This is a genomic window from Actinomadura terrae (assembly GCF_022751215.1).
In the GTDB taxonomy this organism is placed as follows: Bacteria; Actinomycetota; Actinomycetes; order Streptosporangiales; family Streptosporangiaceae; genus Spirillospora; species Spirillospora terrae.
In genome coordinates, this window is the sequence record NZ_JAICDG010000002.1 from 1,930,134 (window position 1) to 1,956,291 (window position 26,158).

The 26,158-nt window shown below is 73.2% G+C and carries 22 protein-coding genes; 14 read left to right on the forward strand and 8 right to left on the reverse strand.

Annotated elements, in window-relative coordinates; all coding sequences use genetic code 11:
* Window positions 1-19 precede the first annotated feature (19 nt).
* Together K2F47_RS18830 and K2F47_RS18835 are read right to left on the reverse strand one after the other, a co-directional pair.
* Window positions 20-958: a class I SAM-dependent methyltransferase gene (locus tag K2F47_RS18830; protein ID WP_308198426.1), complete on the reverse strand. Its 939-nt coding sequence runs from the start codon at window positions 956-958 to the stop codon at window positions 20-22.
* 12 nt (window positions 959-970) lie between these two features.
* Complete coding sequence (locus tag K2F47_RS18835) at window positions 971-3,091, reverse strand: prolyl oligopeptidase family serine peptidase (protein WP_242905434.1); 2,121 nt, start codon at window positions 3,089-3,091, stop codon at window positions 971-973.
* 444 nt (window positions 3,092-3,535) lie between these two features.
* On the opposite strand from K2F47_RS18835, the gene K2F47_RS18840 reads away from it, so the two are divergent.
* Together K2F47_RS18840 and K2F47_RS18845 are read left to right on the forward strand one after the other, a co-directional pair.
* Complete coding sequence (locus tag K2F47_RS18840; protein WP_242905436.1) at window positions 3,536-4,045, forward strand: HNH endonuclease; 510 nt, start codon at window positions 3,536-3,538, stop codon at window positions 4,043-4,045.
* A 36-nt stretch (window positions 4,046-4,081) separates the two neighbouring features.
* Window positions 4,082-4,297: an FmdB family zinc ribbon protein gene (locus K2F47_RS18845; protein WP_242905438.1), complete on the forward strand. Its 216-nt coding sequence runs from the start codon at window positions 4,082-4,084 to the stop codon at window positions 4,295-4,297.
* A 19-nt stretch (window positions 4,298-4,316) separates the two neighbouring features.
* Here the strand turns inward: K2F47_RS18845 and ilvD are convergent, their stop codons facing one another.
* Together ilvD and K2F47_RS18855 are read right to left on the reverse strand one after the other, a co-directional pair.
* A complete protein-coding gene (gene ilvD, locus K2F47_RS18850; protein WP_242905440.1) occupies window positions 4,317-6,176 on the reverse strand; it encodes a dihydroxy-acid dehydratase in 1,860 nt (619 codons plus the stop codon).
* 363 nt (window positions 6,177-6,539) lie between these two features.
* Window positions 6,540-7,412 (reverse strand): nuclease-related domain-containing protein, encoded by an 873-nt coding sequence (locus K2F47_RS18855; RefSeq protein WP_242905448.1) that lies wholly within the window; start codon window positions 7,410-7,412, stop codon window positions 6,540-6,542.
* Between the two features lie 345 nt (window positions 7,413-7,757).
* Here K2F47_RS18855 and K2F47_RS18860 point away from each other — a divergent pair, with 345 nt between their 5' ends.
* Both K2F47_RS18860 and malQ read left to right on the forward strand, forming a co-directional pair.
* Window positions 7,758-9,182, forward strand: coding sequence for an amidase (locus K2F47_RS18860; protein ID WP_372490862.1), 1,425 nt, complete (start codon window positions 7,758-7,760; stop codon window positions 9,180-9,182).
* A gap of 49 nt (window positions 9,183-9,231) precedes the next feature.
* Window positions 9,232-11,328, forward strand: coding sequence for a 4-alpha-glucanotransferase (gene malQ, locus K2F47_RS18865; protein ID WP_242905452.1), 2,097 nt, complete (start codon window positions 9,232-9,234; stop codon window positions 11,326-11,328).
* Here the strand turns inward: malQ and K2F47_RS18870 are convergent.
* Both K2F47_RS18870 and pepN read right to left on the reverse strand, forming a co-directional pair.
* On the reverse strand, window positions 11,309-12,307 hold the full coding sequence (locus K2F47_RS18870; protein ID WP_242905453.1) for a hypothetical protein: 999 nt from the start codon (window positions 12,305-12,307) through the stop codon (window positions 11,309-11,311). The two genes, malQ and K2F47_RS18870, sit on opposite strands and share 20 nt — an antisense overlap.
* Window positions 12,308-12,511: 204 nt before the next feature.
* Window positions 12,512-15,046, reverse strand: a complete 2,535-nt coding sequence (pepN, locus tag K2F47_RS18875; RefSeq protein WP_242905454.1) for an aminopeptidase N — start codon at window positions 15,044-15,046, stop codon at window positions 12,512-12,514.
* A gap of 313 nt (window positions 15,047-15,359) precedes the next feature.
* On the opposite strand from pepN, the gene K2F47_RS18880 reads away from it, so the two are divergent.
* The 8 genes from K2F47_RS18880 (at window position 15,360) to K2F47_RS18915 (ending at window position 21,463) form a co-directional block, all read left to right on the forward strand.
* Window positions 15,360-15,911: a mycothiol-dependent nitroreductase Rv2466c family protein gene (locus K2F47_RS18880; RefSeq protein ID WP_242906010.1), complete on the forward strand. Its 552-nt coding sequence runs from the start codon at window positions 15,360-15,362 to the stop codon at window positions 15,909-15,911.
* Window positions 15,912-16,017: 106 nt separating this feature from the next.
* Entirely contained in the window at window positions 16,018-16,734 is a 717-nt protein-coding gene (locus K2F47_RS18885; protein WP_242905455.1) for an energy-coupling factor ABC transporter permease, read from the forward strand.
* 21 nt (window positions 16,735-16,755) lie between these two features.
* On the forward strand, window positions 16,756-17,064 hold the full coding sequence (locus K2F47_RS18890; RefSeq protein ID WP_242905456.1) for a PDGLE domain-containing protein: 309 nt from the start codon (window positions 16,756-16,758) through the stop codon (window positions 17,062-17,064).
* Window positions 17,064-17,828, forward strand: coding sequence for a cobalt ECF transporter T component CbiQ (gene cbiQ / locus K2F47_RS18895; protein ID WP_242905458.1), 765 nt, complete (start codon window positions 17,064-17,066; stop codon window positions 17,826-17,828). Before K2F47_RS18890 ends, cbiQ begins: the two co-directional genes overlap by 1 nt.
* Window positions 17,825-18,607 (forward strand): energy-coupling factor ABC transporter ATP-binding protein, encoded by a 783-nt coding sequence (locus tag K2F47_RS18900; RefSeq protein ID WP_242905459.1) that lies wholly within the window; start codon window positions 17,825-17,827, stop codon window positions 18,605-18,607. The genes cbiQ and K2F47_RS18900 overlap by 4 nt, the downstream gene beginning before the upstream one ends.
* A gap of 179 nt (window positions 18,608-18,786) precedes the next feature.
* Window positions 18,787-19,734, forward strand: a complete 948-nt coding sequence (locus K2F47_RS18905; RefSeq protein ID WP_242905460.1) for an ATP-binding protein — start codon at window positions 18,787-18,789, stop codon at window positions 19,732-19,734.
* 45 nt (window positions 19,735-19,779) lie between these two features.
* Window positions 19,780-20,943: a hypothetical protein gene (locus K2F47_RS18910; RefSeq protein WP_242905467.1), complete on the forward strand. Its 1,164-nt coding sequence runs from the start codon at window positions 19,780-19,782 to the stop codon at window positions 20,941-20,943.
* A 43-nt stretch (window positions 20,944-20,986) separates the two neighbouring features.
* Window positions 20,987-21,463, forward strand: a complete 477-nt coding sequence (locus K2F47_RS18915) for a ribose-5-phosphate isomerase (protein ID WP_242905476.1) — start codon at window positions 20,987-20,989, stop codon at window positions 21,461-21,463.
* Window positions 21,464-21,477: 14 nt separating this feature from the next.
* Here the strand turns inward: K2F47_RS18915 and K2F47_RS18920 are convergent, their stop codons facing one another.
* The gene (locus tag K2F47_RS18920; protein ID WP_242905481.1) at window positions 21,478-21,759 is read right to left on the reverse strand and encodes a hypothetical protein; all 282 of its coding nucleotides are present in this window, start codon (window positions 21,757-21,759) and stop codon (window positions 21,478-21,480) included.
* A gap of 204 nt (window positions 21,760-21,963) precedes the next feature.
* Between K2F47_RS18920 and K2F47_RS18925 the strand changes: the two genes are divergently transcribed.
* Window positions 21,964-23,082 carry a PP2C family protein-serine/threonine phosphatase gene (locus K2F47_RS18925; protein ID WP_242905482.1) on the forward strand — a complete coding sequence of 373 codons (1,119 nt, stop codon included), beginning with the start codon at window positions 21,964-21,966 and terminating at the stop codon, window positions 23,080-23,082.
* Here the strand turns inward: K2F47_RS18925 and K2F47_RS18930 are convergent.
* Window positions 23,066-24,208 (reverse strand): serine/threonine-protein kinase, encoded by a 1,143-nt coding sequence (locus tag K2F47_RS18930; RefSeq protein ID WP_242905483.1) that lies wholly within the window; start codon window positions 24,206-24,208, stop codon window positions 23,066-23,068. The two genes, K2F47_RS18925 and K2F47_RS18930, sit on opposite strands and share 17 nt — an antisense overlap.
* 540 nt (window positions 24,209-24,748) lie before the next feature.
* Between K2F47_RS18930 and K2F47_RS40755 the strand changes: the two genes are divergently transcribed.
* The gene (locus tag K2F47_RS40755) at window positions 24,749-26,158 is read left to right on the forward strand and encodes a sensor histidine kinase (RefSeq protein WP_308198427.1); all 1,410 of its coding nucleotides are present in this window, start codon (window positions 24,749-24,751) and stop codon (window positions 26,156-26,158) included.

The following is a 26,158-nucleotide window of genomic DNA, read 5'->3' on the forward strand; positions in this document are numbered from 1 at the left end:
AGGCGGGGGCGCACCGGTGTCAGGCGCGCTGCCCGGCCACCAGCTGCATGAGCGGGTAGCGGCGGCGCCGGACGCCGGTGAACCCGCGCTCGGCGAGGGCGCCGGTCACCTGGCCGTCGCCGAAGACGGTGAGCCCGGTGAACCCGGCGGCGCGGCGCCGCACCTCGCGTCCGATCGGGCCCGCGGGCACTGGGAACGGGCGTCGGGACGTCAGGATGATCAGCCGTCCGCCCGGCTTGAGGACGCGCGTCATCCCGTCCACGGCCCGCCACGGGTCGTCGAACAGGTACAGCGCCCCGAAGCAGCAGACGGCGTCGAACGCCGCGTCCCGGAACGGCAGATCGACCGCGTTCCCCCGCACGTAACAGACGGGCGCCCCACCGTCCTCAGCCGCCCGGGGCTGTTGCGAAGCGGCCTCAGCCACCGCGCGGGCGTGTGGCTGAGCGGTGGGGCGACGCCGGAGGCGAGCCCCGCCGGGAAGATCGCGAAGCGATTCCGCGCCCGCCAAGGGACGTGGGCCGGGACTTCGAGATACAGCGCGGCTGAGCATGGTCGCGGACGCGTCCAGGCCGACGACCAGGCCGTCCGCGCCGACGCCCGCCGCGAGGGCGCGGGTCACGTTCCCGGGGCCGCAGGCCACGTCCAGGACGTTCAGCGCGGGTCGCACGCTCTCGCCGGGCTGCCCGAGGCCGAGCCAGTCGCGCGCCATCGCGTGCTCCTCGGCGGTGTCCGGCCCGATCGGCCAGCCCTTCGCGAGGTTGAACCCGGCGGGCCGCCACACCTTCTCGTAGATCTGCGGCAGGAACGTCGACCGCATCGCCGACTGCGCGAGCGACGGCGGCGGCTCCGTCGCGGGGCCGAGGAGGTCCAGGTAGCCGGCGGACAGGTCGGGCTCGTCCGGCGGGTCGGCGAGCAGCCCGACGGCCCGCTCGGCGGGGGTTCGCACCGAGGTACTCACGCCCCCATAAGATCATTTATCCGGACGGATGTCACCGCCCGACATGACCGGGTCACCGTCGGGGACGAGGTCGAGGCCCGTCTGGGACGCCAGGAACGACAGGGTGTCGGTCATCAGGTCGACCGACCGGCTCACCGACCGGGCCGAGTGCCCGACCTCCGCCTCGTCGCGCAGCAGGACCGGCGCGTCCGACGCGGTCGCGTGCTGGAGCGCGGCGCACATCTTGCGGGCGTGCAGCGGGTCGACGCGGGTGTCGCTGCCGAACGTCGTGAACAGCGTGGCCGGGTAGGCCGTTCCGGCGTGGACGTGGTGGTAGGGGGAGTAGCCGATCAGCCAGCCGAACTCCTCGGGGTCCTCGGCCGTCCCGTACTCGTCGTTCCAGGTCTGGCCGAGGCCGAACCGCTCGTAGCGGACCATGTCGAGCAGCGGCGCCGAGCAGACGACCGCCCGGTACAGCTCGGGGCGCTGGGTGAGCGCGGCGCCGACCAGCAGGCCCCCGTTCGAGCCGCCGGAGATCGCGAGGCGGGACGGGGTGGTCAGCCCGTCGGCGATCAGCTTCTCGGCGGCGGCGTGGAAGTCGTCGAAGACGCATCGCTTACGGTCGCGCATGCCCGCGCGGTGCCACTCCTCGCCCTCCTCCGACCCGCCGCGCAGGTTCGCGACCGCGTACACGCCGCCCGCCTCGACCCACGCGAGGATGCTCGCCGAGTACGCGGGGGTGAGCGAGATGTTGAAGCCGCCGTAGCCGTACAGGATCGCCGGGCGCGGCCCCGAGACGCCGGGCCGCGAGGCCACGAGCATCCGCACTTGCGTGCCGTCCGCCGAGGCGTAGCTGATCTGGCGGGTCTCGATCTCGGGGACGTCGACCGTCCCCGGCGCGGACGCCCACAGCGTCGTCTCCCCGGTGCGCGCGTCGTAGCGCAGCACCGAGGCGGGCGTGACGTGGTCGGTGTAGCCGAACCACGCCTCGTGCCCGCCCTCCGGACGCTCGATGATCCCGCCGATCGAGCCCAGCCCGGGCAGCGGGACCGCGCCGATCCGCTCGCCCGTCTCCAGGTCGTGGACGGTGATCTCGCTGATCGCGTGCCGCGTCCACCCCGCCAGCAGCACGGGCCGGTCGAGATCGTCCAAGATCGCGAAGTCGCTCAGCACGGCCTCGGGGTCCTCGGGGATCAGGTCGCGCCACGTCTCGTACGAGGGGTCGGACGGGTCGGTCACGCACAGCCGTGAGCGTGGCGCGTCGCGGTCGGTGAAGACGTAGGCGCGCCCGTCGCGCCCGACATACAGGCCGGTCTCCGCGTCCACGCCCTCCTGGACGACCCGCAGCGCGGGCCGCTCCAGCGGCGACGCGGACAGGTCCGCGATCCACAGGTCGTTGCGCGGCGAGGTCCCCTGGGACGAGGACAGCGTCAGCCAGCGCCCGTCGCGGCTCACCCCGACCCCGTAGTAGTCGGTCTTGTCGCGCCCCTCGCCGAAGATCAGCACATCGTCGGTGTCGGGGTCGGTGCCGACCCGGTGCAGGTAGACGCGGCGGTGGTACTGCTCCTCGCCGTCCGGGACGTCCCCCGCCGGGAGCCGCCGCACGTAGTAGTACGCCTCCCCGCCCGGCAGCCACGCCACCGAGGAGTCGCGGGCGCGGTCGATCGGGCCCTCGACCCGCTCGCCGGTCGCGATGTCCATGACGTAGAGCAGGGACTCCTCGTCGCCGCCGGTCGACACCTTGTAGGCGAGGCGGCGGCCCTCCTTGTCGGGGCGCCAGCCGTCCAGGGTGGTGGTGCCCGCCGGGTCCAGCGCCATGGGGTCCACCAGGGCGCGCTCGGCGCCGTCCGCGCCCACCGTGTACAGGACGGGGTGCTCCTGACCTGCCGTCCGGCGGGTGAAGAACCGCCGCCCGTCCCGCCACACCGGCGATCCGACGCTCCCGGCGCCCAGCAGCTCGGCGAGCCGCCGCCGCAGCGCCTCGCGTCCCGGCAGGACGTCGGTGACCTTGTGGAACAGCTCGTCCTGCGCGGCGAGCCACCGCCTCGTCGCCTCGTCGTCGGCGTCCTCCAGCCAGCGGTAGGGGTCGGTGACCCGGTGACCGTGGATCTCCTCGACGATGTCCTCGCGGCGCGCGGGCGGATACGGCGTCATGGATGCACTGTATTGCCCGTGATGGGGCGAACCGGACCGGCCGCCGCGCGCGGCCGGAAACACCCGGAGGGCCGTCCCCACAGCGGTTTCCGAAGCCCCGGGGCGTGTTTTTGCGTTCGATCACGCACGTGGTGGGGGATTATTGGGGTAGCGGACAGGCTCCTCAGACGCCACACTGATGCCGGGTCGGTTCGCCCCTGAGGAGGACCTCATGGCGAGTGCGCAGGTGCCGGAGACAATAATCGGGCCTCGGTGGGAGGCGCGCTCAGCCGCGCCCGCCGAGGCCAACGGAACGCACTATCCCCGAACGCATCGCCCCAGAACCAGGGCCCGTCCTCCCAGGACGCTGCCTCCCAGGACGCTGCCTGCCGCGACACGGCTTGCCGGCGAGCGGTCTCTCAGCACGCGGCGTGCCGCGTACCGGCGCGCGGCGGAGGGCGTCTGATGCGACAGGTCCTCCTGCTGAACGCGACATACGAACCGCTCACCACGCTCCCGCTGAGGCGGGCCGTCTGCCTCGTGCTCCGGGAGAAGGCGGAGATCGTCCACCACGACACCTCCGGCGCCGTGCTGCACTCGGCGACGATGACCGTCGACGTCCCCTCCGTCATCCGGCTCCGCCGCTACGTGCGGATCCCGTTCCGCACCCGCGTCCCGCTCACCCGCGCCGCCCTGATGCGCCGCGACAGCTTCCGCTGCGTCTACTGCGGCCGCCGCGCCGAGACGATCGACCACGTCCACCCGCGCAGCCGGGGCGGCAAGCACGTCTGGGAGAACTGCGTCGCGTCCTGCATGACCTGCAACCACCGCAAGGCCGACCGCCTGCTGGAGGAGCTGGGCTGGACGCTCAGCATCACCCCCGGCGTGCCCCGAGGCGCCCACTGGCGGCTCATCGGCATCGTCCACGACGGCGACCCCCAGTGGGCCGCCTACGTGTCCGAACCGGCCGCCTGACCGCCCTTTCCCCGGCGGGGGCCGTATCCTGGGCTCGTGCCACGCTACGACTACCGCTGCCGCGCGTGCGGGTCCACCTTCGAGGTCTCCCGCCCGATGATCAACGCCTCCGATCCGGCGCCGTGCCCGGAGGGCCACGACGACACGGTGAAGCTGCTGTCCACGGTCGCCGTCATGGGCGGGGCGGGGGCCCGCAGGCCCGCGCCGCCGTCCGGGGGCGGGGGCTGCTGCGGCGGCGCCTGCTGCTCCTGACGCCGCCGCCCCCGCCGGATCAGCCCAGCCCGTCGAGCTGGGAGACGTCGCGGGCCGCGCCGGTCGAGGCCGAGGTGGCCATCGCGGCGTAGGCCCGCAGCGCCGCGCTGACCGGGCGCTGCCGGTCGCGCGGCCGGTAGCCGCCGAGGTCGGCCAGCAGCTTCGCGCGGCGGGCCTCCAGCTCGTCGGCCGGGACGTCCAGCTCCAGCGTCCGGTTCGGGATGTCGATCACGATGCGGTCGCCGTCCTCGACGAGGGCGATGATCCCGCCGCCCGCCGCCTCGGGCGAGGCGTGCCCGATCGACAGCCCGGACGTGCCGCCGGAGAACCGCCCGTCGGTGATCAGCGCGCACTCCTTGCCGAGCCCCCGGCCCTTGAGGAAGCTCGTCGGGTACAGCATCTCCTGCATGCCGGGGCCGCCCTTCGGGCCCTCGTAGCGGATCACGACGACGTCGCCCGCCTTGATCCGGCCGCCGAGGATGCCCTCGACGGCGTCGTCCTGGCTCTCGAAGACGACGGCGGGTCCGGCGAAGGTCCACAGTTCCTCGTCCACCCCGGCGGTCTTCACGATCGCGCCGTCGGGGGCGATGTTGCCGCGCAGCACGGCGAGGCCGCCGTCGGCGGTGTAGGCGTGCTCGGCGTCGCGGATGCAGCCCTGCTCGCGGTCGAGGTCGAGGCTCTCCCAGCGGGCGCTCTGGCTGAACGCGGAGGTCGTGCGGACGCCGCCGGGCGCCGCGTGGAACAGCTCCACGGCCTCGGGCAGGACGCCGGGGGAGCGCACGTCCCACTTGCCGAGGAACTCCTCCAGGGACGCGGAGTGGACGGAGTGGGTGGCCTTGTGCAGCAGCCCGGCGCGGTGCAGCTCGCCGAGCAGCGCGGGGATGCCGCCGGCGCGGTGGCAGTCCTCGACGTGGTACTTGCCGGTGGCCGGGGCGAGCTTGCAGATGCAGGGGACGCGGCGCGACAGCTCGTCGATCTCGGTGAGGCCGAAGTCGACGCCGCCCTCGTAGGCCGCCGCGAGCAGGTGCAGGATCGTGTTGGTCGAGCCGCCCATGGCGATGTCGAGCACCATCGCGTTCTCGAACGCCTCGCGGGTGGCGATGCTCAGCGGCAGCACGGACTCGTCGTCGCCGTCGTAGTAGCGGTGCGCGACCTCGACCACGGTGCGGCCCGCGTCCTCGTAGAGGCGGCGGCGGGCGGTGTGGGTGGCGAGCACGGTGCCGTTGCCGGGCAGCGCGAGCCCGATCGCCTCGGTGAGGCAGTTCATGGAGTTGGCGGTGAACATGCCCGAGCAGGACCCGCAGGTCGGGCAGGCGCTCTCCTCCATGGCCAGCAGCGTCTCCTCGGCGACCGAGTCGTCGGCGGAGGCGATGATCGGATCGATCAGGTCGAGCTTGTGGCCGCCCATGACGCCCTCGACGGGCTTGCCGGCCTCCATCGGCCCGCCGGAGACGAACACGGTGGGGATGTTCAGCCGCAGCGCCGCCAGCAGCATGCCGGGCGTGATCTTGTCGCAGTTGGAGACGCAGACCAGCGCGTCGGCCTGGTGCGCGTTGACCATGTACTCGATGGCGTCGGCGATCACCTCGCGGGACGGCAGCGAGTACAGCATGCCGTCGTGGCCCATGGCGATGCCGTCGTCCACGGCGATCGTGTTGAACTCGCGGGGGACGCCCCCGGCCTCGCGGACGGCGCCCGCGACGACCTTGCCGACCTCGTCGAGGTGGACGTGGCCGGGCACGAACTGGGTGAAGCTGTTGGCGACCGCGACGATCGGCTTGCCGAAGTCCTCGCGCTGGACGCCGCTGGCCCGCATGAGCGCGCGGGCGCCCGCCATGTTCCTGCCGTGGGTGACCGTGCGTGACCTGAGGGCGGGCATCTCGGACCTCTCCAACCTGTTCCAGACCTGTGACGTGCCGTGACACCGATCGTACGTCCGCCGCCGCGCCGGTCGGGCGGTTCGGGCGGAGGTCCGGGGTGCGCACCTGAACGGACGCGGTGTCCGCTTAATGGACGGGGCGTCCACCTGAGGGGGCGTTTCCGCAGCGGCGGATCGCGGCGCTGCCGGGCCGGCTCAGCGGAGGTCGCGCGAGCACCGGCCGGTTCCCCATCGTACTCGGGGACGGCACGAATGGAGCAGTGGTGAGGGAGGCGGCCCCGGGGAAGGCTGGGCCGCCCGTTCCGTACTCAGTTGAGCTGCCGTGCTCAGTAGAGCTGCCGTACTCAGTCGAGCAGGGTCCTGTCACTCGGGGTACTTGGGCGGGAGCGCCTGCTCGGCCGCCGTGAAGATCCGCTGGACGTCGGTCTCGGTGAGGATCTTCGGACGGCGCCGCAGGTAGGCGCGTGCCCGGTTGCCGGCGTAGACGTCCACGTCCCGTACCCGCATGACCTTCCACGGGATGGACGGGCCGTAGATCGCCACCGACGGCTGCACCGGCACCTCGAAGCCGACCCGTCCGCCGATGATCCGGCTGGCCTGCTCGGCCTCCCAGCGCGCCTCGTCCAGGCGGTCCTTCTTGTTGAAGGGGCCGTGGAAGAGCTTGAGGTGGGACTGGGTGCGCACCGGCAGGCGCTTGTCCCACTTCTCGGAGTCGATGGCGTAGACGCCGCTGGGGCCGATAACCAGGTGGTCGATCCGGCCGTCGCTGACACCCTCGTCGTCGCGGGGCACGGCGCGCGCGTGCAGCACCAGGTACCCGTTGCGCTGGAGCGACCTCAGCTGCTTCTCGGTGCGCCGTTCGGCGGCCGAGGACTTCTTCCAGGCCGCGACGCTGGAGTCCTTGCGGGAGGTGCGGACGGAGTCGACCAGGACCACCAGGACCGCCGCGGCGATGCCGAGCCGGACACCGAGAGCGACCGACAGCACGGCGCCGACGACGATCGCGATGCCGATCCGCCACATCCACTGGCGGATCTGCGGGTCGCCGAGCAGTGCCCCGGCCGCTCGCGGCCCCTCCGCGTCCCGCGCCGCCGTCTCCTCCGGCACCGTCTCCTCGGCCGTGATCCGTGTCGCGTCCTGCGCTGTGTCCTGGTCCGGGTCCTGCGCCGGGTCCTGCACGGTGGCCTGCGCTGATTCGTCCGCCGATTCGTCCGCCGACTCGCGCAGCGGATTCACCGGAGCCTCGTGCCGGTGTTCACGTGTCTCCTCCGACTCTTCCCGAGGCCGGCCCCGGGCCCCCTGCCCTTTGCCCCGCTCCGTGATCGCCATGAGTGACGCTCCGTATTCCTTTCCCATCAGGGGCATGATCCTCCGTGCGCAGAGTAATCATTCCGAAGGTTGGCGACTAGTCATGCCGGGTTAATACTTATGTCGCCATCGGTAGGTGATTCACTGCCGTCGCGGACGGGTACCATGGTATTCATTTTCCTGTAGTCCGGATACCGGCGGCGGCGGGCGAGATGCCTGCCTTTGCCGCGCGGCCTTTGCCGCCCGGCGGCCCGGCGTCTAGCGTTCGCCGATGTGACACATACCCATGACCTCAGCGTCATACGGATGGCCGCCGCCGTTCGATCCGGCGAGCTCTCGCCGGTCGAGCTCGCCGACCACTACCTCGACCGCATCGAGCGGCTCGACCCGCGGGTGGGCGCCTTCGTGACGGTGACCGCCGACCTGGCCCGCGACCAGGCGCGGCGGGCGGAGAAGGCGGTGGCGGACGCGCCGGACCCGGCCGCGCTGCCGCCGCTGCACGGCGTCCCGGTGCCGGTCAAGGACCTGAACATGGTCGCGGGCGTCCGGGCCGCGTTCGGGTCGGCCGCGTTCGCCGATCTGACGGGTTTCGCCGACGACCACATCGTGACCGTGCTGCGCCGCGCGGGTTCGGTGCTGCTCGGCAAGACCGCGACGCCCGAATTCGGGCTGCCCTGTTACACCGAAGGGGACGTGTCGCCTCCCACGCGGACGCCGTGGGACCTCACCCGGTCGGCGGGCGGTTCGAGCGGCGGCGCGGCCGCCGCGGTGGCCGCCGGGCTGGCCCCGGTGGCGCAGGGCAGCGACGGCGGCGGCTCGATCCGCATCCCGGCCAGCGCGTGCGGCCTGTTCGGGATCAAGCCCACCCGGGGCCGGATCTCGCAGGGGCCGCTCAAGGCCGACCTCTTCGGGCTGGCCACGAACGGCCCCCTCGCGCGCACGGTCCGGGACGCGGCGCTCCTGCTGGACGTGATGGCGGGCCCGGTCCCCGGCGACCTCTACACGGCGCCGCCAGTGGAGGGAACGTTCCTTTCCTACGCCGACCGGCCGCCGGGGCGGTTGCGCGTCGCGCGGAGCCGCACGCCCGCCGTGCCCGGCGTCGAGGTCCACCCGGACTGCGTCGCCGCCTACGACGAGGCGTCCGCGCTGCTGGAGGAGCTGGGCCACGAGGTCGTGGAGCTGCCGCCGGTGCTCGGCGCCGACCTCGTCCCGCACTTCGAACTGCTGTGGGGCGTGATGGCGACGCTGACGCCCGTCCAGGAGGAGCGCGAGCACCTGCTCCAGCCGCTCACCCGCTGGCTGCGCGAGCGCGGGCGCGCGACGACGGCGACGCAGGTGTTCCAGGCGCACGCCGCGTTGCAGAGCGCGCTGCGCACCGCGTTCCCCGTGATGGACGAGTTCGACGCGATCCTGCACCCCACGCTGGCCCGGCCGCCCGTCCCCATCGGCCACTTCCATGATCAAGAACCCGAGGAGAACTTCCGCCGCCAGACGCAATTCACGCCGTTCGCGGCCGCGTACAACATCTCGGGGCAGCCCGCCGTCAACGTGCCACTTCATCAGAATGCGGAGGGACTCCCGATCGGGATCATGCTGGCCGGACGGTTGGGCGGCGAGGGAACGCTGATCTCGCTTTCCGCCCAGATTGAGGAAGCTCGTCCCTGGATCAGGCGCAAGCCTGCTATCTGGCATGACTAACCCGATTGATCCCGCTTTTCGGGTCGCGCTGAAGGGGCATGCCCCAGGCGTGGCCGAGGACGAACTGAGCATGCTCGCCGGACGGTACGGCGTCGCGCCCCGCTACATCGACTGGAAGGGCGAGGAGGTCGGGGTGCGGCGCGAGACCCTGGTCGCCGTCCTGGCGGCGCTGGGCGTGGACGCCTCGTCCCCGGCGGCCGTCCGGGGGGAACTGGCCCGCGCGCCCGCTCCCGCGCAGCCCTACGGCGACGCGGGGAACATGCTGCCGCCGGTCGTCGTGCTGAGGCGGGGCGTCCCGGCGCCGTTCGTGCGGGCACGGCCGGGCGAACCCCTCGACCTCGCCGTGGAGCTGGACTCCGGCGAGACGATCCCGCTCGTCCAGGACCCGTTCGCGCAGGACGAGGTGCCGCTGGGATGGCACCGCCTGCACGCCCGGCAGGGCGACAGGCACGAAACCGCGCCGTTCCTGCTCGCCCCGAGGGCACTGGAGCCGCCGCCGCGGATGTGGGGGTTCACCGCGCAGCTCTACTCGGTGCGGTCCCGGGCGTCGTGGGGGATGGGCGACCTGCGCGACCTCGCCGATCTCGCCGCCTGGAGCGGGCACGAGCTGGGCGCGGGCTTCACGCTGATCAACCCGCTGCACGCGGCCGAGCCCGTCCCGCCGGTCGGCGCGTCCCCGTACTCGCCGATGAGCCGCCGCTTCGCCGCGCCGATCTACCTGCGCGTCGAGGACCTCCCCGAGTACGGGGCGCTGCCCGCCGCCGACCGCGAACGGCTCGCCGCTCTCGCCGAACCCTTGCGCGCGCCACACGACCGGATCGACCGCGACCGGGTGTGGACGGCCAAGCTGAAGGCCCTGGAACTGCTGTATGGCGTCCCGCGCGACGCCGAGGCGCGGCACCGGTTCGAGGAGTTCCGCCGCCGCGAGGGCGAGGCCCTGAGGGCGTTCGCGATCTGGTGCGCGCTCGCGGAGGAGCACGGCGCCGACTGGCGGCGCTGGCCCGCCGAGCTGCACGACGCCCGGGGCCGCGCCGTCGCCGAGGCCGCCGGACGGCTCGCCGGACGCGTCGACTTCCACGCCTGGCTGCAATGGCGCCTGGACGGGCAGCTCGGCGGCGCCCAGCGCGCGGCCAGGGAGGCCGGGATGCAGGTCGGGATCGTCCACGACCTGGCGGTCGGCGTCGCGCACGGCAGCGCCGACTCCTGGATCTACCGGGACCTGATGGCGCCCGGCATGAGCGTCGGCGCGCCGCCGGACGAGTTCAACCAGCGCGGCCAGGACTGGGGCCAGCCGCCCTGGCACCCGCGCCGCCTCGCGGACGCCGCCTACGTCCCGTTCCGCGAGATGGTGGCCGCCGCGTTCCGGCACGGCGGCGGGCTGCGGCTGGACCACGCGATGCAGGTGTCGCGGCTGTGGTGGGTGCCCGAGGGCGGCTCCCCGGCCGAGGGCACCTACGTCCGCTACGACCGGAACGCCCTGCTCGGCTGCCTGACCTGGGAGGCGGCGAGGGTGGGCGCGGTGGTCGTGGGGGAGGACCTCGGGACGGTCGAGCCGGAGGTCCGCGACGACCTCGCCGCCCGGGGCATCCTCGGCACGTCGCTGCTGTGGTTCGAGCAGGACGGGCAGGGCCGCCCGAAGCCCCCGGACCGGTGGCGGGAGCTGTCGCTGGCCACCGTCGGCACCCACGACATGCCCCCGATCACGGGCTACCTGCACGGCGACCACACCGCGCTCCGCGACCGCCTCGGGCTCCTCACCCGTCCGGCGGCCGACGAGGCGGACGAGCACCGGCAACGCCTCGCGGACTGGCTGCGGCTGCTGCACGAGCACGACCTGCTGGACGTCCCGCCCGGCGAGATCCTGCGCGCGCTCTCGGGCGGCTCGACCGCCTACGACGAGCGGCTGGTGGAGGCGCTGCACGCGTTCCTCGCGCGCACCCCGGCCCGCCTCATCGGCGTCGCGCTCGCCGACGCCGTCGGGGAGCGCCGCACCCAGAACCAGCCGGGCACGATCGACGAGTACCCGAACTGGCGCGTCCCGCTGGCCGGGCCCGGCGGGACGCCCGTCCTGCTGGAGGACCTCCAGACCGACCGGCGGGTGCGGGACGCGCTGCGGGGCCTGCCGGTCAGCCGAGCGTCGCGGTGATCCGCGTGCTGACGTCGTGCAGGAGCGTGTCGGGTTCGAGCGGCGCGTCCGCGATCTTGGAGAACAGCGCGGGCAGGCCCGCCAGCGGGTAGCGGTCGTCGTCGGCGTCCCGGAGCGCGGCGCGGCCGAGGGGCTGGTGCGACAGCGACTTGCGGGCCCGCGCCCACGCCGTCTGCACCTCCTCCGGCGACGGGACGCCGAAGCCGTGCCCGACCGGTGCCGCGTGCCGGAGCTTGACCAGGGCGCTGTCGGTGAAGTCGGCCGCGAGCCTGCACCGCTCCGACAGGCTCGCGCGGACGCCGTCCTCCAGCCGCGTCATCACCGTGCAGGGGGTGCGGCAGCGGGCGGCGCAGTCGCCGAGCGCCGAGGCGACCTGGCTGTGCTGCCGGTCGAGGTAGGCGCGCCAGCCGGGCGGCGGCTCGGTGGAGACCCGCAGGGCCCGATCGCAGGCGGCGCGCTCGGGACGGGTGTGGTCGCACACCCGCGCGGAGCCCGGCTCGACCGGGACGCCGAACCGGCTGCCCTCGCCGTTCACCGCCGGGCCGAGCCGCGCCGGGTCGCCCGCGTGCCCGAGGACGGGCTCCCAGGCCAGCATCGCCAGGTACTCGCTGGCGATGTGCACGGCCGCGACCAGCGCCGCCATGTCGCGCCGGTACCAGCGGATCGAGATGACCTCCAGCAGCAGCCGGTAGGCGGGCCGCAGGCTCGCGAGCGCCCCGCGCGGCTGCTCCCGCGGCGCCTGCGGCATGCGGCTGGCCCGCGCCCGGTCGAGGAGGTCGTGCGGGACGTCGCCCACCTCCTCGGGCATGCCGAAGTCCTCCGCGTCCAGGTCGAGGACCCGCTGCCCGAACGCGCACAGCGCCGCCACCCCGTTCGCCCCGTCCCCCGGCGCTAGCGCCCCGTGCGTCAGGAGCGCCTCCAGATCACCGAAGGCGTACCGGTGCGCGAGTGCCTTCAGAACGTCCTGTGCTGTGCGCACGCGCCCACCTTCCCACTTGTCACGATCGTCACCCCGCGTCGCATCCGGCTCCCCGAGACGCTTCCCGCGATGATTTCACCTCCGAAGGCCAATGCGCCCCGTGACCATGCATTCCGTCCGGTATGGGAAGCATCCGGATCCGGTCACAGGGCCACGGGGCGCGCGATTTCGAGGCGGGGGGTGTCAGGCGGCGGAACCGTCCTGTCAGGTGGCGGAGCCGTCCTTGGCGCGGGCGCGCAGGGCGCGGGCCACGCCGTCGCGTCCCTCCGACAGCAGCCGGACGAGCGCCGCGGGCGGCCGCTGCTCGGTGATGTAGGCCTCGGTCCGGTCGACGGTGGACTGCTCGATCACGAGGAACGGGTAGGCGACCTCGACGAAAGTCTGCGACATGTCGCTGCTCCACTCCTTCCAGATCCGGCCGACCTCGGTGAAGTAGGCGTCCACGTAGGGGAGCAGCAGCTCGGCCTGGTCGGGCTCGACGAACCCGCCGAGCGTCGCCCGGAACACCGCGTTCGGCAGCGTCCCGGACACGATCCGCTCCCACGCCGCCGCCTTGGCCTCCGCCGAGGGGACGGCGGCCTTGCAGGCGGCGGCGTGCCGTTCTCCCGCGGCGGTGCGGTCCCGCTCGTGCTCGGCGTCGATCTCGGCCTCGCCCGCCTCGCCGGTGACGACCAGGCGGCGCAGCAGCGCCCAGCGCAACTCGGTGTCGACCTTGAGCCCCTCCAGCGCCTGGGTCCCCTCCAGCAGCCCCCGGACGAACGCCAGGTGCTCGGCGCCGACGGCGGACGCCGCGAACGCCTGCACGTAGGCGAGCTGGAAGTCCGAGCCCGGCTCGGCCTCCCGCGCCAGCCGCGACAGCGTGTCCGCCATCAGGCGCACGCCCTCCTCGCGCCACGCCGGGTCCGCGTACTGCTGGACGGCCGTGCGCGCCTGCCGCAGCAGCGTCTGCGTGACGGAGATGTCGGTGACGCCGTGGATGCCGCGCATGACCAGCCGGACGTAGTCGCGGGTCGCCATCTCGGCGTCGCGCGTCATGTCCCACGCCGCCGACCAGCACAGCGCCAGCGGCAGGCCCTCTTTGATGTCGGCGATGCCGTCGACCAGCGTCTGCTGCGAGTGCGCGTCCAGCCGGATCTTGGCGTAGGTGAGGTCGTCGTCGTTGACCAGGACGAGGTCGGGCCGCTTCCGGCCGATCAGCTCCGCGACCTCGGTGCGGGCGCCGACGACGTCCAGCTCGACCCGGTCCCGCCGGACGATCCCCTCGGCGGTCCGGTCGTACAGGCCGATCGCGACGCGGTGCGAGCGCAGCGTCGGGTAGTCGGCCTTGGCCTCCTGCGCCACCGCGAACGAGGAGAAGTTCCCGTCGCCGTCGACCTCGTACTCGGCGCGCAGCGTGTTGACGCCGGCCGTCTCCAGCCACTCCTTCGACCAGGCGGCGAGGTCGCGTCCGGACGTCTCCTCCAGCGCCCCCAGCAGGTCGGTCAGGACGGTGTTGCCCCACGCGTGCCGGTCGAAGTAGCGCCGCACGCCCTCCAGGAAGTTGTCGCGGCCCACGTACGCGACGAGCTGCTTCAGCACGCTCGCGCCCTTGGCGTAGGTGATCCCGTCGAAGTTGACCTCGACCGCGCGGATGTCGGGGATGTCGGCGGAGATCGGGTGCGTGGAGGGGAGCTGGTCCTGCCGGTACGCCCACGCCTTCATGAGGTTCGCGAACGTCGTCCACGACATCGTCCACTTGGTGGCCTCGGCCTGGCACAGCACGCTCATGTACGTGGCGAACGACTCGTTCAGCCACAGGTCGTCCCACCAGCGCATGGTGACGAGGTCGCCGAACCACATGTGCGCCATCTCGTGCAGGATCGTCTCGGCGCGCCGCTCGTAGGCCGCGTCGGTGACCCGCGACCGGAAGACGTAGTCCTCCAGGAACGTGACGGCGCCCGCGTTCTCCATCGCGCCCGCGTTGAACTCCGGCACGAAGAGCTGGTCGTACTTGGCGAACGGGTACGGGCGGCCGAAGACCTTCTCGAAGTAGGCGAAGCCCTGGCGGGTCACGTCCACGATCGCGTCCGCGTCCAGGTGCTCGGCGAGCGAGGCGCGGCAGAACACCCCGAGGGGGATCACGGTGCCGTCCTCGCGGCGGTGCTCGTCCCGGACGACGTGGTAGGGGCCCGCGACCAGCGCCGTGATGTAGGTCGAGATCTGCGGGGTCGGCGGGAAGTGCCAGCTCCCGCCCTCGGCGCGGTCGGCGGCCTCGTTGGTGACGACCTCCCAGTTCTGCGGGGCGCGCACGGCCAGCTCGAACGTCGCCTTGAGGTCGGGCTGGTCGAAGCAGGTGAACATGCGGTGCGCGTCGGCCGTCTCGAACTGCGTGTACAGGTACACGCTCTGGTCGACGGGGTCGACGAAGCGGTGCAGGCCCTCACCCGACCGCGAGTACGCGCAGTCGGCGACCACCCGGAGTTCGTTGTCGGCCGCGAGGTCCGGCAGCGGGATCCGGCCCTTCTCGGCGTCGTAGGACGCGGGGTCCAGGTCACGCCCGTTCAGCGTCACCTCCCGCACGAGCGCGCCATGCAGGTCGATGAAGGTCGAGGCGCCCGGCTCGGCGCTGTCGAACCTGGCCACCGTGGTGGAGCGGAACCGGTCCTCACCCGTGGTGAGGTCGAGCTCGACCGCGTACGACCGCGCGGTGAGCAGCCGGGCCCGTTCCCGCGCCTCATCGCGCGTGAGGTTGCCTGCCACATGAACTCCTTGGTCGGCTTATCTGCTTGCTGCCCCCCATGTTTACCAACCGGTCGGTGTACAGGTCCCGGCGCCACGGCCTTCGGTCACTCCGAACCGACCGGAAACGGTACGAATTGGTGGGGAATCCGCGCGGACCGGCCCGGGTTGTCGTCTGTGGGAACCCGCCGGGGAACCGGTGAACCCCTGGTGGGAACCCTGTTCCCCGCCTGGTTTATGCGCCCGTGTTCGTTTTCTGAGGAGGCCGACGTTGCCGAACGATGCTGTGACACCCGTGGACTTCTGGTTCGACCCGCTCTGCCCCTGGGCGTGGATGACCTCGCGCTGGATCCTCGAGGTCCAGCGACAGCGTCCGATCGAGGTGCGCTGGCACGTGATGAGCCTGTCCGTCCTCAACGAGGACAAGGACGTGTCCGAGAAGTACCGCCAGATGCTCGAAACGGGCTGGGGCCCGGTGCGGGTCGCGATCGCCGTGGAGCAGAAGTACGGTCCCGAGGCCCTCGGCCCCTTCTACACCGAGATCGGGACGCGGCGCCACCACGGCCGGCGCGAGTTCGGCCGGGAGCTGTACGAGGAGGCGCTGACCGCCGCCGGGCTGGACCCGGAACTCGCCTCCGCCGCCGACTCCACCGACTACGACGACGCCGTGCGGGCCTCCCACAAGGACGGCATCGACCGGGTGGGCCAGGAGGTCGGCACCCCCGTGATCGAGGTCGAGGGGCACGCGTTCTTCGGCCCGGTCGTGACGCCCGTGCCGCGCGGTGAGGCGGCGCTGAAGCTGTTCGACGGCGTACTCGCGGTCGCCTCCACCGACGGCTTCTTCGAGCTGAAGCGCACCCGCACGCGCGAACCGATCATCGACTGACGGCCCGGCCCGGTCATGTGACGCGAAAGACAGGTAGTTGCGACCGTATTGCAACTGCCTGGGATGCGCCCCCAAACTGGTCCTACAGCCATTAACAGGTAGGACGGTGAGGGACGTGCACGTACCGGACGGATTCATCGATGCTCCGGTCTCGATCGCGGCGGGCGCGGTCGCGGTGGTGGGCGTGGGGGTGGCGCTGCGCGGCGCCCGGCGCGAGCTGGACGACCGCACCGCGCCGCTCGCGGGCCTGACCGCCGCGTTCGTGTTCGCCGCGCAGATGCTCAACTTCCCCGTCGCCTCGGGGACGAGCGGGCACCTGCTCGGCGGCACGCTCGCGGCGATCCTCGTCGGCCCGTACACCGGCGTGCTGTGCGTCTCGGTCGTCCTGCTCATGCAGGGGCTGCTGTTCGCGGACGGCGGCCTCACCGCGCTCGGCGTCAACATCACGAACATGGCGCTGGTCACGGTCCTCGTCGGCTACGGGCTGTTCCGGGTGCTGCTGCGCGTGCTGCCGAAGACGCGGGCCTCGGTCGCCGGGGCGTCATTTGCCGCCGCCGTGGTCTCGGTCCCGGCCGCCGCCGTCGCGTTCACGCTGATCTACGCCGCCGGCGGCACCACCGACGTGTCGGTGGGCAAGGTCGCCGCCGCGATGATCGGCGTGCACGTGCTGATCGGCATCGGCGAGGCGCTGATCACCGCCGTGACGGTCTCCAGCGTGCTCGCCGTCCGTCCCGACCTCGTGTACGGGGCGCGCGGCATGGTCAAGCCCCTGGAGCTGCGGCGCGCCGGAGCCGACGGCTCGGCCGAGCCGTCCCGCGCCTGAGCCCGGACCTGAAGGAGGATCATGAACATCAAGCGTTTCTTCGCCGGGTTCCTGCTGGTCTCGCTCGTCCTCGCCGGGGTGGTCAGCTACTACGCCAGCGCCAGCCCCGACGGCCTGGAGAAGGTCGCCGCCGACAAGGGCATCGACTCCAAGGAGAAGGACCACTCGCTCAAGGACTCCCCGCTCGGCGACTACGGCGTCAAGGGGGTCGACGACGCGCGGCTGTCCGGCGGCCTCGCGGGCGTGATCGGCGTCGGCGTGGTGCTGCTGGCCGGGGGCGGCCTGTTCTGGGTGATGCGGCGCCGAAGTCCTTCTGAGGACGCCTCGTAGTGGGCGCTGGGCACGCCCACCGCCTCTACGTCCCGCGCGCGTCGCCGGTGCATGGGCTGCCGCCGCAGTGCAAGATCGTCGCCGTGCTGGCGTTCGTGATGCTGGTGGTGGCGACGCCGCGGGAGCGGCTCTGGGCCTTCGGCGCGTACGCGGTGCTGCTCGCGGCCGTCGCCGTGACCGCCCGGGTGCCGTTCGGCACGATCGCGCGGCGGATCGCGATCGAGGTCCCGTTCGTCGCGTTCGCCTTCCTCATGCCGTTCGTGGCGAACGGCGAGAAGGTCACGGTGCTCGGGCTGCGGCTCAGCGAGAGCGGGCTGTGGGGCGCCTGGAACGTGCTCGCCAAGGGGACGCTCGGCGTCGTCGCGTCCATCCTGCTCGCCGCGACCACCGAGCCGCGACTGCTGCTGCTCGGCATCGAACGGCTCCGGATGCCGCAGCTCATCACGCAGATCGCCACGTTCATGCTCCGGTACGGCGACGTCGTCACGGCCGAGCTCGGCCGGATGCGGGTCGCGCGGGCCTCGCGCGGGTTCGAGGCGCGCGACCTGCGGGCGACGCGCGTCCTCGCCAAGTCGGTCGGGGCGCTGTTCCTGCGCTCCTACGAGCGGGGCGAGCGCGTCCACCTGGCCATGGTGAGCCGGGGCTACGACGGCCGGATGCCCGTCCTGTACGACGTGGGCGCGACCACCGCGCAGTGGACGGCCGCCGCCGCGCTCCCCCTGGCCGCCGCCCTGGTGACCGCGGCCGCTTGGATGGCGTCATGACCTCGTCCGCGCAAGACTCGCCCGCCGACGCGCCCTCGCTTGAGGTGAAGGGCCTCGCCTACGCCTACCCCGACGGCACGCAGGCGCTCTTCGGCGTGGACGTCACCATCGGACGCGGCGAGCGCGTCGCGCTCCTCGGGCCCAACGGCGCGGGCAAGACCACGCTCGTCCTGCACCTGAACGGAATCCTGCACGGCGGCCTCGGCGAGGTGCGCGTCGGCGGCCTCGCGGTCGACCCGAAGGACCGGGCGGCGCTGCGGGAGGTCCGGCGCCGCGTCGGCATCGTCTTCCAGGACCCCGACGACCAGCTCTTCATGCCGACCGTCCGCGAGGACGTCGCGTTCGGCCCCGCCAACCTCGGCCTGCGCGGCGCCGAGCTCGACGCGCGCGTGCACGACGCGCTGGCGCGGGTCGGCATGGGCCACGTCGCCGACCGCCCGCCGCAGCACCTCAGCTTCGGCCAGCGCCGCCGCGTCGCGGTGGCCACCGTCCTCGCGATGGAGCCGGAGATCCTCGTGCTGGACGAGCCGTCCTCCAACCTCGACCCGGCCAGCCGCCGCGAGCTGGCCGAGATCCTGCTGGGCCTGGAGGTGACCGTGCTGATGGTCACGCACGACCTCCCGTACGCGGCGGAGCTGTGCCCCCGCTCGGTGATCCTGTCCGGCGGCGTGATCGCCGCCGACGCGCCGACCCGCGATCTGCTCACCGACGCCGAGCTGCTGCGCGCGCACCGGCTGGAGCTGCCGTTCGGCTTCGACCCGGCCGCAGCCCTCCGCTGACGGCACGCCACCAGCGCCTCCACTCACGCCCTTCGGTGGCGTATGCCGCCGTGTACGGGCGGGTTCACACGGGGTGAATTTTCGGTTCGGGGTTTCTGCTTGCGCGCGTCCCCGAGGCTTGCCACACTCGTGCCGACATTGAAAGTGGCAACGGTTTTCATCTCCGAATTGAGGCATTCGTGAAGGTTGCGTTCGTCGGCAAGGGCGGCAGCGGCAAGACGACCCTGTCGTCGCTGTTCGTACGGCACCTCGCACGGCGCGGGCTACCGGTGGTGGCCATCGACGCCGACATCAACCAGCATCTCGGCGCGGCGCTCGGACTCGACGAGGAGCACGCCGCCCGGGTCCCGGCACTCGGCGATCACCTCGCCGCCATCAAGGACCATCTCCGGGGTGACAACCCGCGCATCTCCTCCACCGAGGCGATGGTCAAGACCACGCCGCCCGGCGCCGGGTCGCGGCTGCTGCGCTTCCGCGGCGACGACCCCGTGCACGCGCTCGGCCACGAGCTGGACGGGATCACGCTGCTCGCCACCGGCCCCTTCAACGAGGACGACCTCGGCGTCGCCTGCTACCACTCCAAGACCGGCGCGGTCGAGCTCTACCTGAACCACCTCGTCGACGAGCCCGGCGAGTACGTCGTCGTCGACATGACCGCCGGGGCCGACACGTTCGCGTCCGGACTGTTCACGCGGTTCGACCTGATGTTCCTGGTGGCCGAGCCCACCCGCAAGGGCGTCGGCGTCTACCGCCAGTACACCGAGTACGCCCGCGACTACGACGTCGCCATCCGCGTGGTCGGCAACAAGGTGCAGGACGAGGAGGACGTCGCCTACCTGCGCGGCCACGTCGGCGACGACCTGCTCACCTGGGTCGGCCAGTCCTCGGCCGTCCGGGCGCTGGAGCAGGGCCGCAGCGGCGTCGTGCTGGAGGAGCGCAACGAGAGCGCGCTCGACCTGATGCTCGCCGAGGTGGACGCGCGCGCCAAGGACTGGGACAAGTTCCAGCGGCAGGCCGTCGAGTTCCACGTCAAGAACGCGCGGAGCTGGGCGAGCCGCGCGGCGGGCGAGGACCTGGAGACGCAGGTCGACCCGGAGTTCCGCTTCCCGGTCGCGTACGCGCGGTGATGAGGGCCCTACCGGCGGACGGAGATCTTCACTAATCTGCCCGCCATGACGACGCGGCGGATGTTCGTGATGGCGGGCGGCGCGTTCGCGCCCGTGCTCCTGCTGACCCTGCTGTTCGGCAACCAATGGGTCGTCGACTCGATCCGCGACAGCGACTTCAACCCCGAGAAGGGGCTCGGGCCGCTCATCCTCTGGCTCCAGTATCCGCAGTGGCGGCTCACCGGCGGTGACCAGCACTTCCCCGGGAAGTTCGTCTTCGCCCTGGACTTCAGTCTGCTGGTGTTCCTCGCCATGATGGCCCTGTTCGCGCTCGCCGCGGTCCGGACGATCGACCCGCGCCGCGGCGTGTTCGGCGTGGTCATCGCCGGCTGGTGGGCCACGGTCGCCGCGGGCGGGCTGTCCGGCTTCGTCGCCGGGCCGCTCCTGCACTGGAGCCTGGACCTGTCCGGCCGGTCGATGAGCCGGGCCGTCTGGACCCTCGTGGGCGACGGCGCGAGCTTCGGCCTGATGTTCGGCTGGCTCGCCGGGCTCGGCGCGCTGGCCGCCTTCATGGTCACCAGGACGCCCGAGGAGCGCCTCGCGCAGCAGATGCCGCACGCCGCCGCGCCCTACGGCAGCCCGCTGCATCCTGTCGCCCTGCCCCCCGGCGGCCCGGTCCCGCAGGGCGGCCACATGCAGCCGGGCCAGGTCCCGCCGGGCCAGATGTACCCCGGGCAGATGCAGCAGGGGCACGTCCAGCCGGGGCAGATGTATCCGGGACAGCCGGGCCAGCCGGGACACCCGGGGCAGATGCCGCAGGGGCCGATGGTGCCGCCGCAGGCGCAGGGCGGCCAGGCGCTTCCGCCGCAGCATCCGGCCGCCGTTCCCTACGTCCCGCCGGGCGGTCAGCAGCCGCAGCAGCCGCAGTGGGGCGCCGCGCCCGTCCCGCAGCAGGGCCAGCAGTACCCGGGCGCCCCCGTCCCGCAGCAGCCCGTCCCGCAACAGCCCGTGGCGCCGCAGCAGCCCGCGCAGCCGCAGGCGCCCGCCGTCCCGCCGCCGACCCCTCCCGCGGACGAGGCCGCCGCCGAGCGGTCCGGGGACGAGACCGTCGGCGACGAGCCGTCCGAGACGCCCGAGAAGCCCGAGGCGGCGCCGCCCAAGGGCCCCGCGGACGAGACGATGCTGGACGGCAGGCCCGACGGCGACGGCCCCCTCCCGCCGCCCAGGTGACCCGGGCGCGCGCCGTCCCCCGCGGCCTGCGAGAATCGGGCGCATGCGCGTCTTCCTGGGTACCGACCACGCCGGTTACGAGCTGAAGGAGCACCTCGTCTCCTGGCTGAAGGCGAACGGGCACGAGCCCGTCGACTGCGGCGCGTTCGAGTACGACGCCGTCGACGACTACCCGCCGTTCGTGCTGCGCGCCGCCCAGCGGACCGCCGCCGAGCCGGGGACGCTCGGCATCGTGCTCGGCGGGTCCGGCAACGGCGAGGCGATCGCGGCGAACAAGGTGAAGGGCGTCCGCGCCGCGCTGGTCTGGAACGAGGACATCGCGCGGCTCGCCCGCCAGCACAACGACGCGAACGTCATCAGCCTGGGCGCGCGGCAGCACGACGCCGAGACCGCGACCCGGTTCGTCGAGGTGTTCCTGGAGACGCCCTACTCCCAGGAGGACCGGCACACCCGCCGGATCACGATGCTCAGCGAGTTCGAGACGACGGGCGAGCTTCCGCCGGAGAAGTCCGGAGCCTGACCCGGCCGCCCTTCTCAGGCGCCGGTCTCCGGCGACGGCCTGCGGGCGGCGCCGCCGCGCTTGCCGAGGCGCCGCCGCTCGTTCTTGGCGGCCCTCGTGTTCCTGGCGGTGTTCGTGTTCTTGGCGGCGCCCGTGTTCCCGGGGCCGCTCGCGCGCGGCGCGGGCTCGCCGGGCCGTCCGGCGGCGCCGGACCCCGACTGCGCGGCCGGCGGCTCCTCGCCCTCGGGACGCGGGGGCGAGACGTCCCGTGCCCGCATCGCCGCGTCCACCGTGATCCGCATGCCCGGCTGGCTCATCCGCCGCCCTCCTCGCCGCACGTCCGGAGAACCGTCCGGGGAGGACGGACCCACCTGGTCCATTGGACACCATCGGCCCCGGGATCAGGCAAGACCCGGGATGTCACCGGGTGGTCGAAGTCACGTTGCTGGAGCGCTGCAAGGAGGCAGCCCTGGCGCGGATGAGCGACCGCCGCCGCCCAGGGTCGGTACAGTGCCGGAGTCATGCTTCAACGACTGGTGCACCTCATGCCGCCGGGAGTCCGCGCCGTCCTGCGCAGGATTCCGCTGCTGGTGGCGCTGTACCGGTGGCTCCGGCGGGGGCGGCTGACCAGGGAGCGGTACGTGTTCGCCGCGCTCGCCGTCCTCGCGATCGTGACCGGCGTGGCGGCCGCGACCGACACCCGCGGCCTCGCGCCCTCCGGCGCGCTCGTGCTGATCGTGCTGGGCGGCGGCCTGCTGCTGCGGGTGCGCAGCCTCGTCGCGCTGCTGGTGGTGGTCGTGGTGATGGTGGCCTACGACGCCTGGCACGACATCGCCGCGATCGGTCCCGGCATGATCGCGACGCTGGCGATCACGACGGTGCTCGCGCTGACGCTCGCGCGGACCCGGCAGCAGCTCGGCGTGCAGGGCCTGCGCGGCGACTCGATGCTGCTGGAGCTGCGCGACCGGCTGCGCCGCCAGAGCGAGATGCCCGAACTGCCCGACGGCTGGGCGTCGCAGGTCGTGATGCTCCAGGCGGGCGGGTCCTCGTTCGGCGGCGACTTCGTCGTCTCGACCTGCGACGGCGCGAAGCTGGAGGTGGCGCTGGTCGACGTCTCCGGGAAGGGGACCGACGCCGGTACGCGGGCGCTGATGCTGTCCGGCGCGTTCGGTGGCCTGCTTGGATCGATCCAACCTGATCGCTTCCTGCCCGCCTGCAACGCCTACCTGCAACGCCAGCGCTGGGAAGAGGGCTTCGTCACGGCGGTGCACGTCGTCGTCGACCTCAAGACCGGCGAGTACGTCGTCGAGTCGGCCGGGCACCCGCCCGCCGTCCAGTTCGACGCGGCGACGGGGGAGTGGAAGGTGAGCCCCGCGAAGGGCGTCGTCCTCGGCGTCGTGCCCGACCTGCGCTGCGTGCCCGAGAGCGGCCAGCTCGGACGCGGCGACGCGCTCCTGCTCTACACCGACGGCCTGGTGGAGTCGCCCGGCAGCGACCTGGACGCCGGGATCGACCGGCTGCTCGGCGAGGCGGAGCGGCTCGTCCCGCGCGGGTTCGGGGAGGGCGCGAAGGAGCTGGTCGAGACGATGGCGGCGGCCCGCGACGACGACTGCGCGCTCGTCATCATCTGGCGCCCCTGACCCCGTGCCGGGCGCCCAGCCTGCCCAGCCCGCCGAGGATGACCGCGCCGACCAGGATCGTCCCGGCCCCGGCCAGCACCCGGTTGCGCGTGGACGACAGGAACCCCGCCAGTTCGAGCCCGACCGGGGTGAACGCCTTCGTCGCGCTGTCCTCCGCCTCCACCTCGCGTGCCTCGCGCGGGTCCACGCCGGCACTCCCGCACGCGTGGTCGCCGCCCTGCTCGACCAGCGCCAGCAGGAGGTCGGGCGCGGACGGGCGGTCGGCCGGGTCCCGCGCCAGCGCCGCGCGGACGCAGGGCAGCAGCGACTCGGGCAGCCCGGCGAGGTTGGGTTCCCCGAGCGTCCCGCGAGTGGACGCGAGGTCGTCGCCGAAGGGCAGCCGCCCGGTGCCCGCGTGGGCGATGAGGCAGCCCCAGGCGAAGATGTCCGCTGCCGGGGTCGCCGGGCCGCCGAGCAGCACCTCGGGCGCCATCCACCCCGGCGTGCCGAACACCCGGCCGTTGGCGGCGGTGCGCCCGCGCGAGGTCGATCCGTGCGAGTTCGGCCTGCCTGCGTTCGGCCCGTGCGAGTTCGGCCCGGGAGAGTTCGGCCCGCGCGAGTTCCGCCCGTGTGAGGTCGATCCGTGCGCGACGCTGCGCGCGATGCCGAAGTCGATGACGCGGCAGCCGGACAGCGTCAGCATCACGTTGCCGGGCTTCAGGTCGCGGTGCACGAGCCCGGCCGCGTGGATCGCCGCCAGCGCCGAAGCGACCCCGACGGCGACGCCGTGCAGGTCGGCGGGCGGCAGCGGGCCGTCCCCGCCGAGCCGGTGGTGCAGCGACACGCCGCCGACGTAGTCGGTGACGAGGTAGGGGCGGCCGTCCTCCTCGCCGTGCGCGAGGACCCGGGCGGTGCAGAACGAGGCGACGCGGCCGGCGAGCGCGGCCTCGTCGCGGAACCGGCGCCGGTAGGACGGGTCGCCCGCCAGATGCGGATGGATGGTCTTGACCGCCACGCGTCCCCCGGACACCGGGTCGGTGCCGAGGTAGACGGTGCCCATGCCGCCCGAGCCGAGCCGTCCGATCAGGTGGTGCCCGCCGACCACGCGCGGGTCGGCGGGTTCGAGTGGTCGAATGTCGCCGTCCATGAGGAAATCCCGAATCTGGTGTATCTGGCGCCCCTCCGTCCCGTCCATCCCCGTTTGTCGGCAAAGTATGGCGCCTTCCTGCACGAACAGAGGAAACGCTTTCGTCATGTCGATGTGGCCCCCAGTGCATCCAGGGGGTGCAGAGTGGGGGGCGTTCCGCAGCGAAGACCGGTCCGCGGGTGGACCCGGTGGCTGGCGGCACCGAAGGCGATGTCCGCGTGGACGGCACCCCAGGGGTGGGAGGAGCCGGTCCGCGCGGACATCGGGCTTTCCGGGCCTTGGTCGGCCGGTTTCCCGATATAACCTATTGACTTAGTAGGAGATACGGACCACGATGGGAACCGCGAGTTCCGCGCTCGCCGTCCCCGCTGTTCGGGGCGCTCTTACGGCGGGGACCCGCCGGGTGACCGGGATGGTGCGGCACGGCCTGTCCCGGTCACCGGCGACCTCCGTCCGCGCGAGGTTTCACGGGCGGCCGCCGGGCAAGAACCACTTTTGCGCAGTCCCCCCGACGCGCGGCGGGCAGGGGAGGGCGCCGGAGTGCGGATTGTCGCGGACGGGCTGTCGCCCTCCTGCTGGTCGGTGCGGACGCGGGTGACCGTCGCCGCGACGCTGATCGTCGCGCTGCTGCTGGTCGCCGGCGTGACCCTGTTCTACCAGGCCGTCCGGCACACGGTGCTCCAGGAACTGCGCGCCCGCGGGGTGCTCGCCGCCGCCGGGGTGGTCACGATCGTCCGCAACGAGGACCCGCACGGCGGGCTGGCGGTCCAGGACGCCGACTTCTCCCTCCTCCAGGTCGTGGACGACCGGGGCCGCGTGCTCGCCTCCAGCGAGGCGCTGCGCGGCCGGGGCGCGCTGGACGTGCCGCGTCCCCCCGACTCCGGGCGGCCCGAGGTGCACACGGCGCACGTGCCGGGCGTGGCGGCCGACGTGTACGTGGTCAGCGAGCGGACGTCCAGCCCCTACGGCTTCCGGACCGTGCACGCGGGCGCCCCGATCACGGAGCTGACCCGCAACCGGCGGTTCTTCATCGCCGCGCTCGCGGCGGCGGTGCTGCTCGCGACGGCGGCGGTGGCGTGGATCGTCGCCGTGTCGGTGCGGCGCGCGCTGAGCCCGGTGCGGGTGATGAGCGCTGAGCTGGCCGACATCACCGACATCACCGGCGGCGAGGGAGAGCGCCGGGTGACGGTCCCGGACCCGGTCGACGAGGTCTCCGACCTGGCCCGCTCGGTGAACGTGACGCTCCACCGGCTGGAGGACGTCCTGCTCCGCCAGCGCGCGTTCGTCGCGGACGTCTCGCACGAGCTGCGCAGCCCCCTCACCGGCCTGCGCGCCCAGCTGGAGGTGGCGCTGGAGCATCCCGAGGACGAGGACTGGCCGGCGGTCGCGCGGTCGGCGCTGAGCGACGCCGACCGGCTCCAGGGCATCGTGACCGACCTGCTGATCCTGGCCCGGCTCGGCGCGGGCGTCCCGGCCGGGCGGGAGCGGGTGGACCTCGGCGAGCTGGTCCGGGGCGAGGTGACGCGCCGGGCGCGGCGGGTGCCGGTCGAGACCGACCTGCGGGACGGCGTCGTCGTCTGGGTCACCCGCGACCACCTGATCAGGGTGCTGACGAACCTGCTCGACAACGCCGAGCGGCACGCGCGCTCCCGCGTCCGCGTGACCGTGGCCACCGAGCGGGACGACGCCGTGCTGGTGGTCGCCGACGACGGCGCCGGCATCCCGCCCGAGGACCGCGAGCGCGTCTTCCGGCGCTTCCACCGCCTGGCCGAGGGGCGCCGGCGCGACCGCGGCGGGACCGGGCTCGGGCTGACGATCTCCCGCGACATCGCCCACGCGCACGGCGGCAGCCTCGTCGCCGAGGGCGGCGGCATCGGCGGGACGGGCGGCGCCACGAACGCCGCGAACGGCGGTGCCCGGCTGATCCTCCGGCTCCCGCTGGCCTCATGA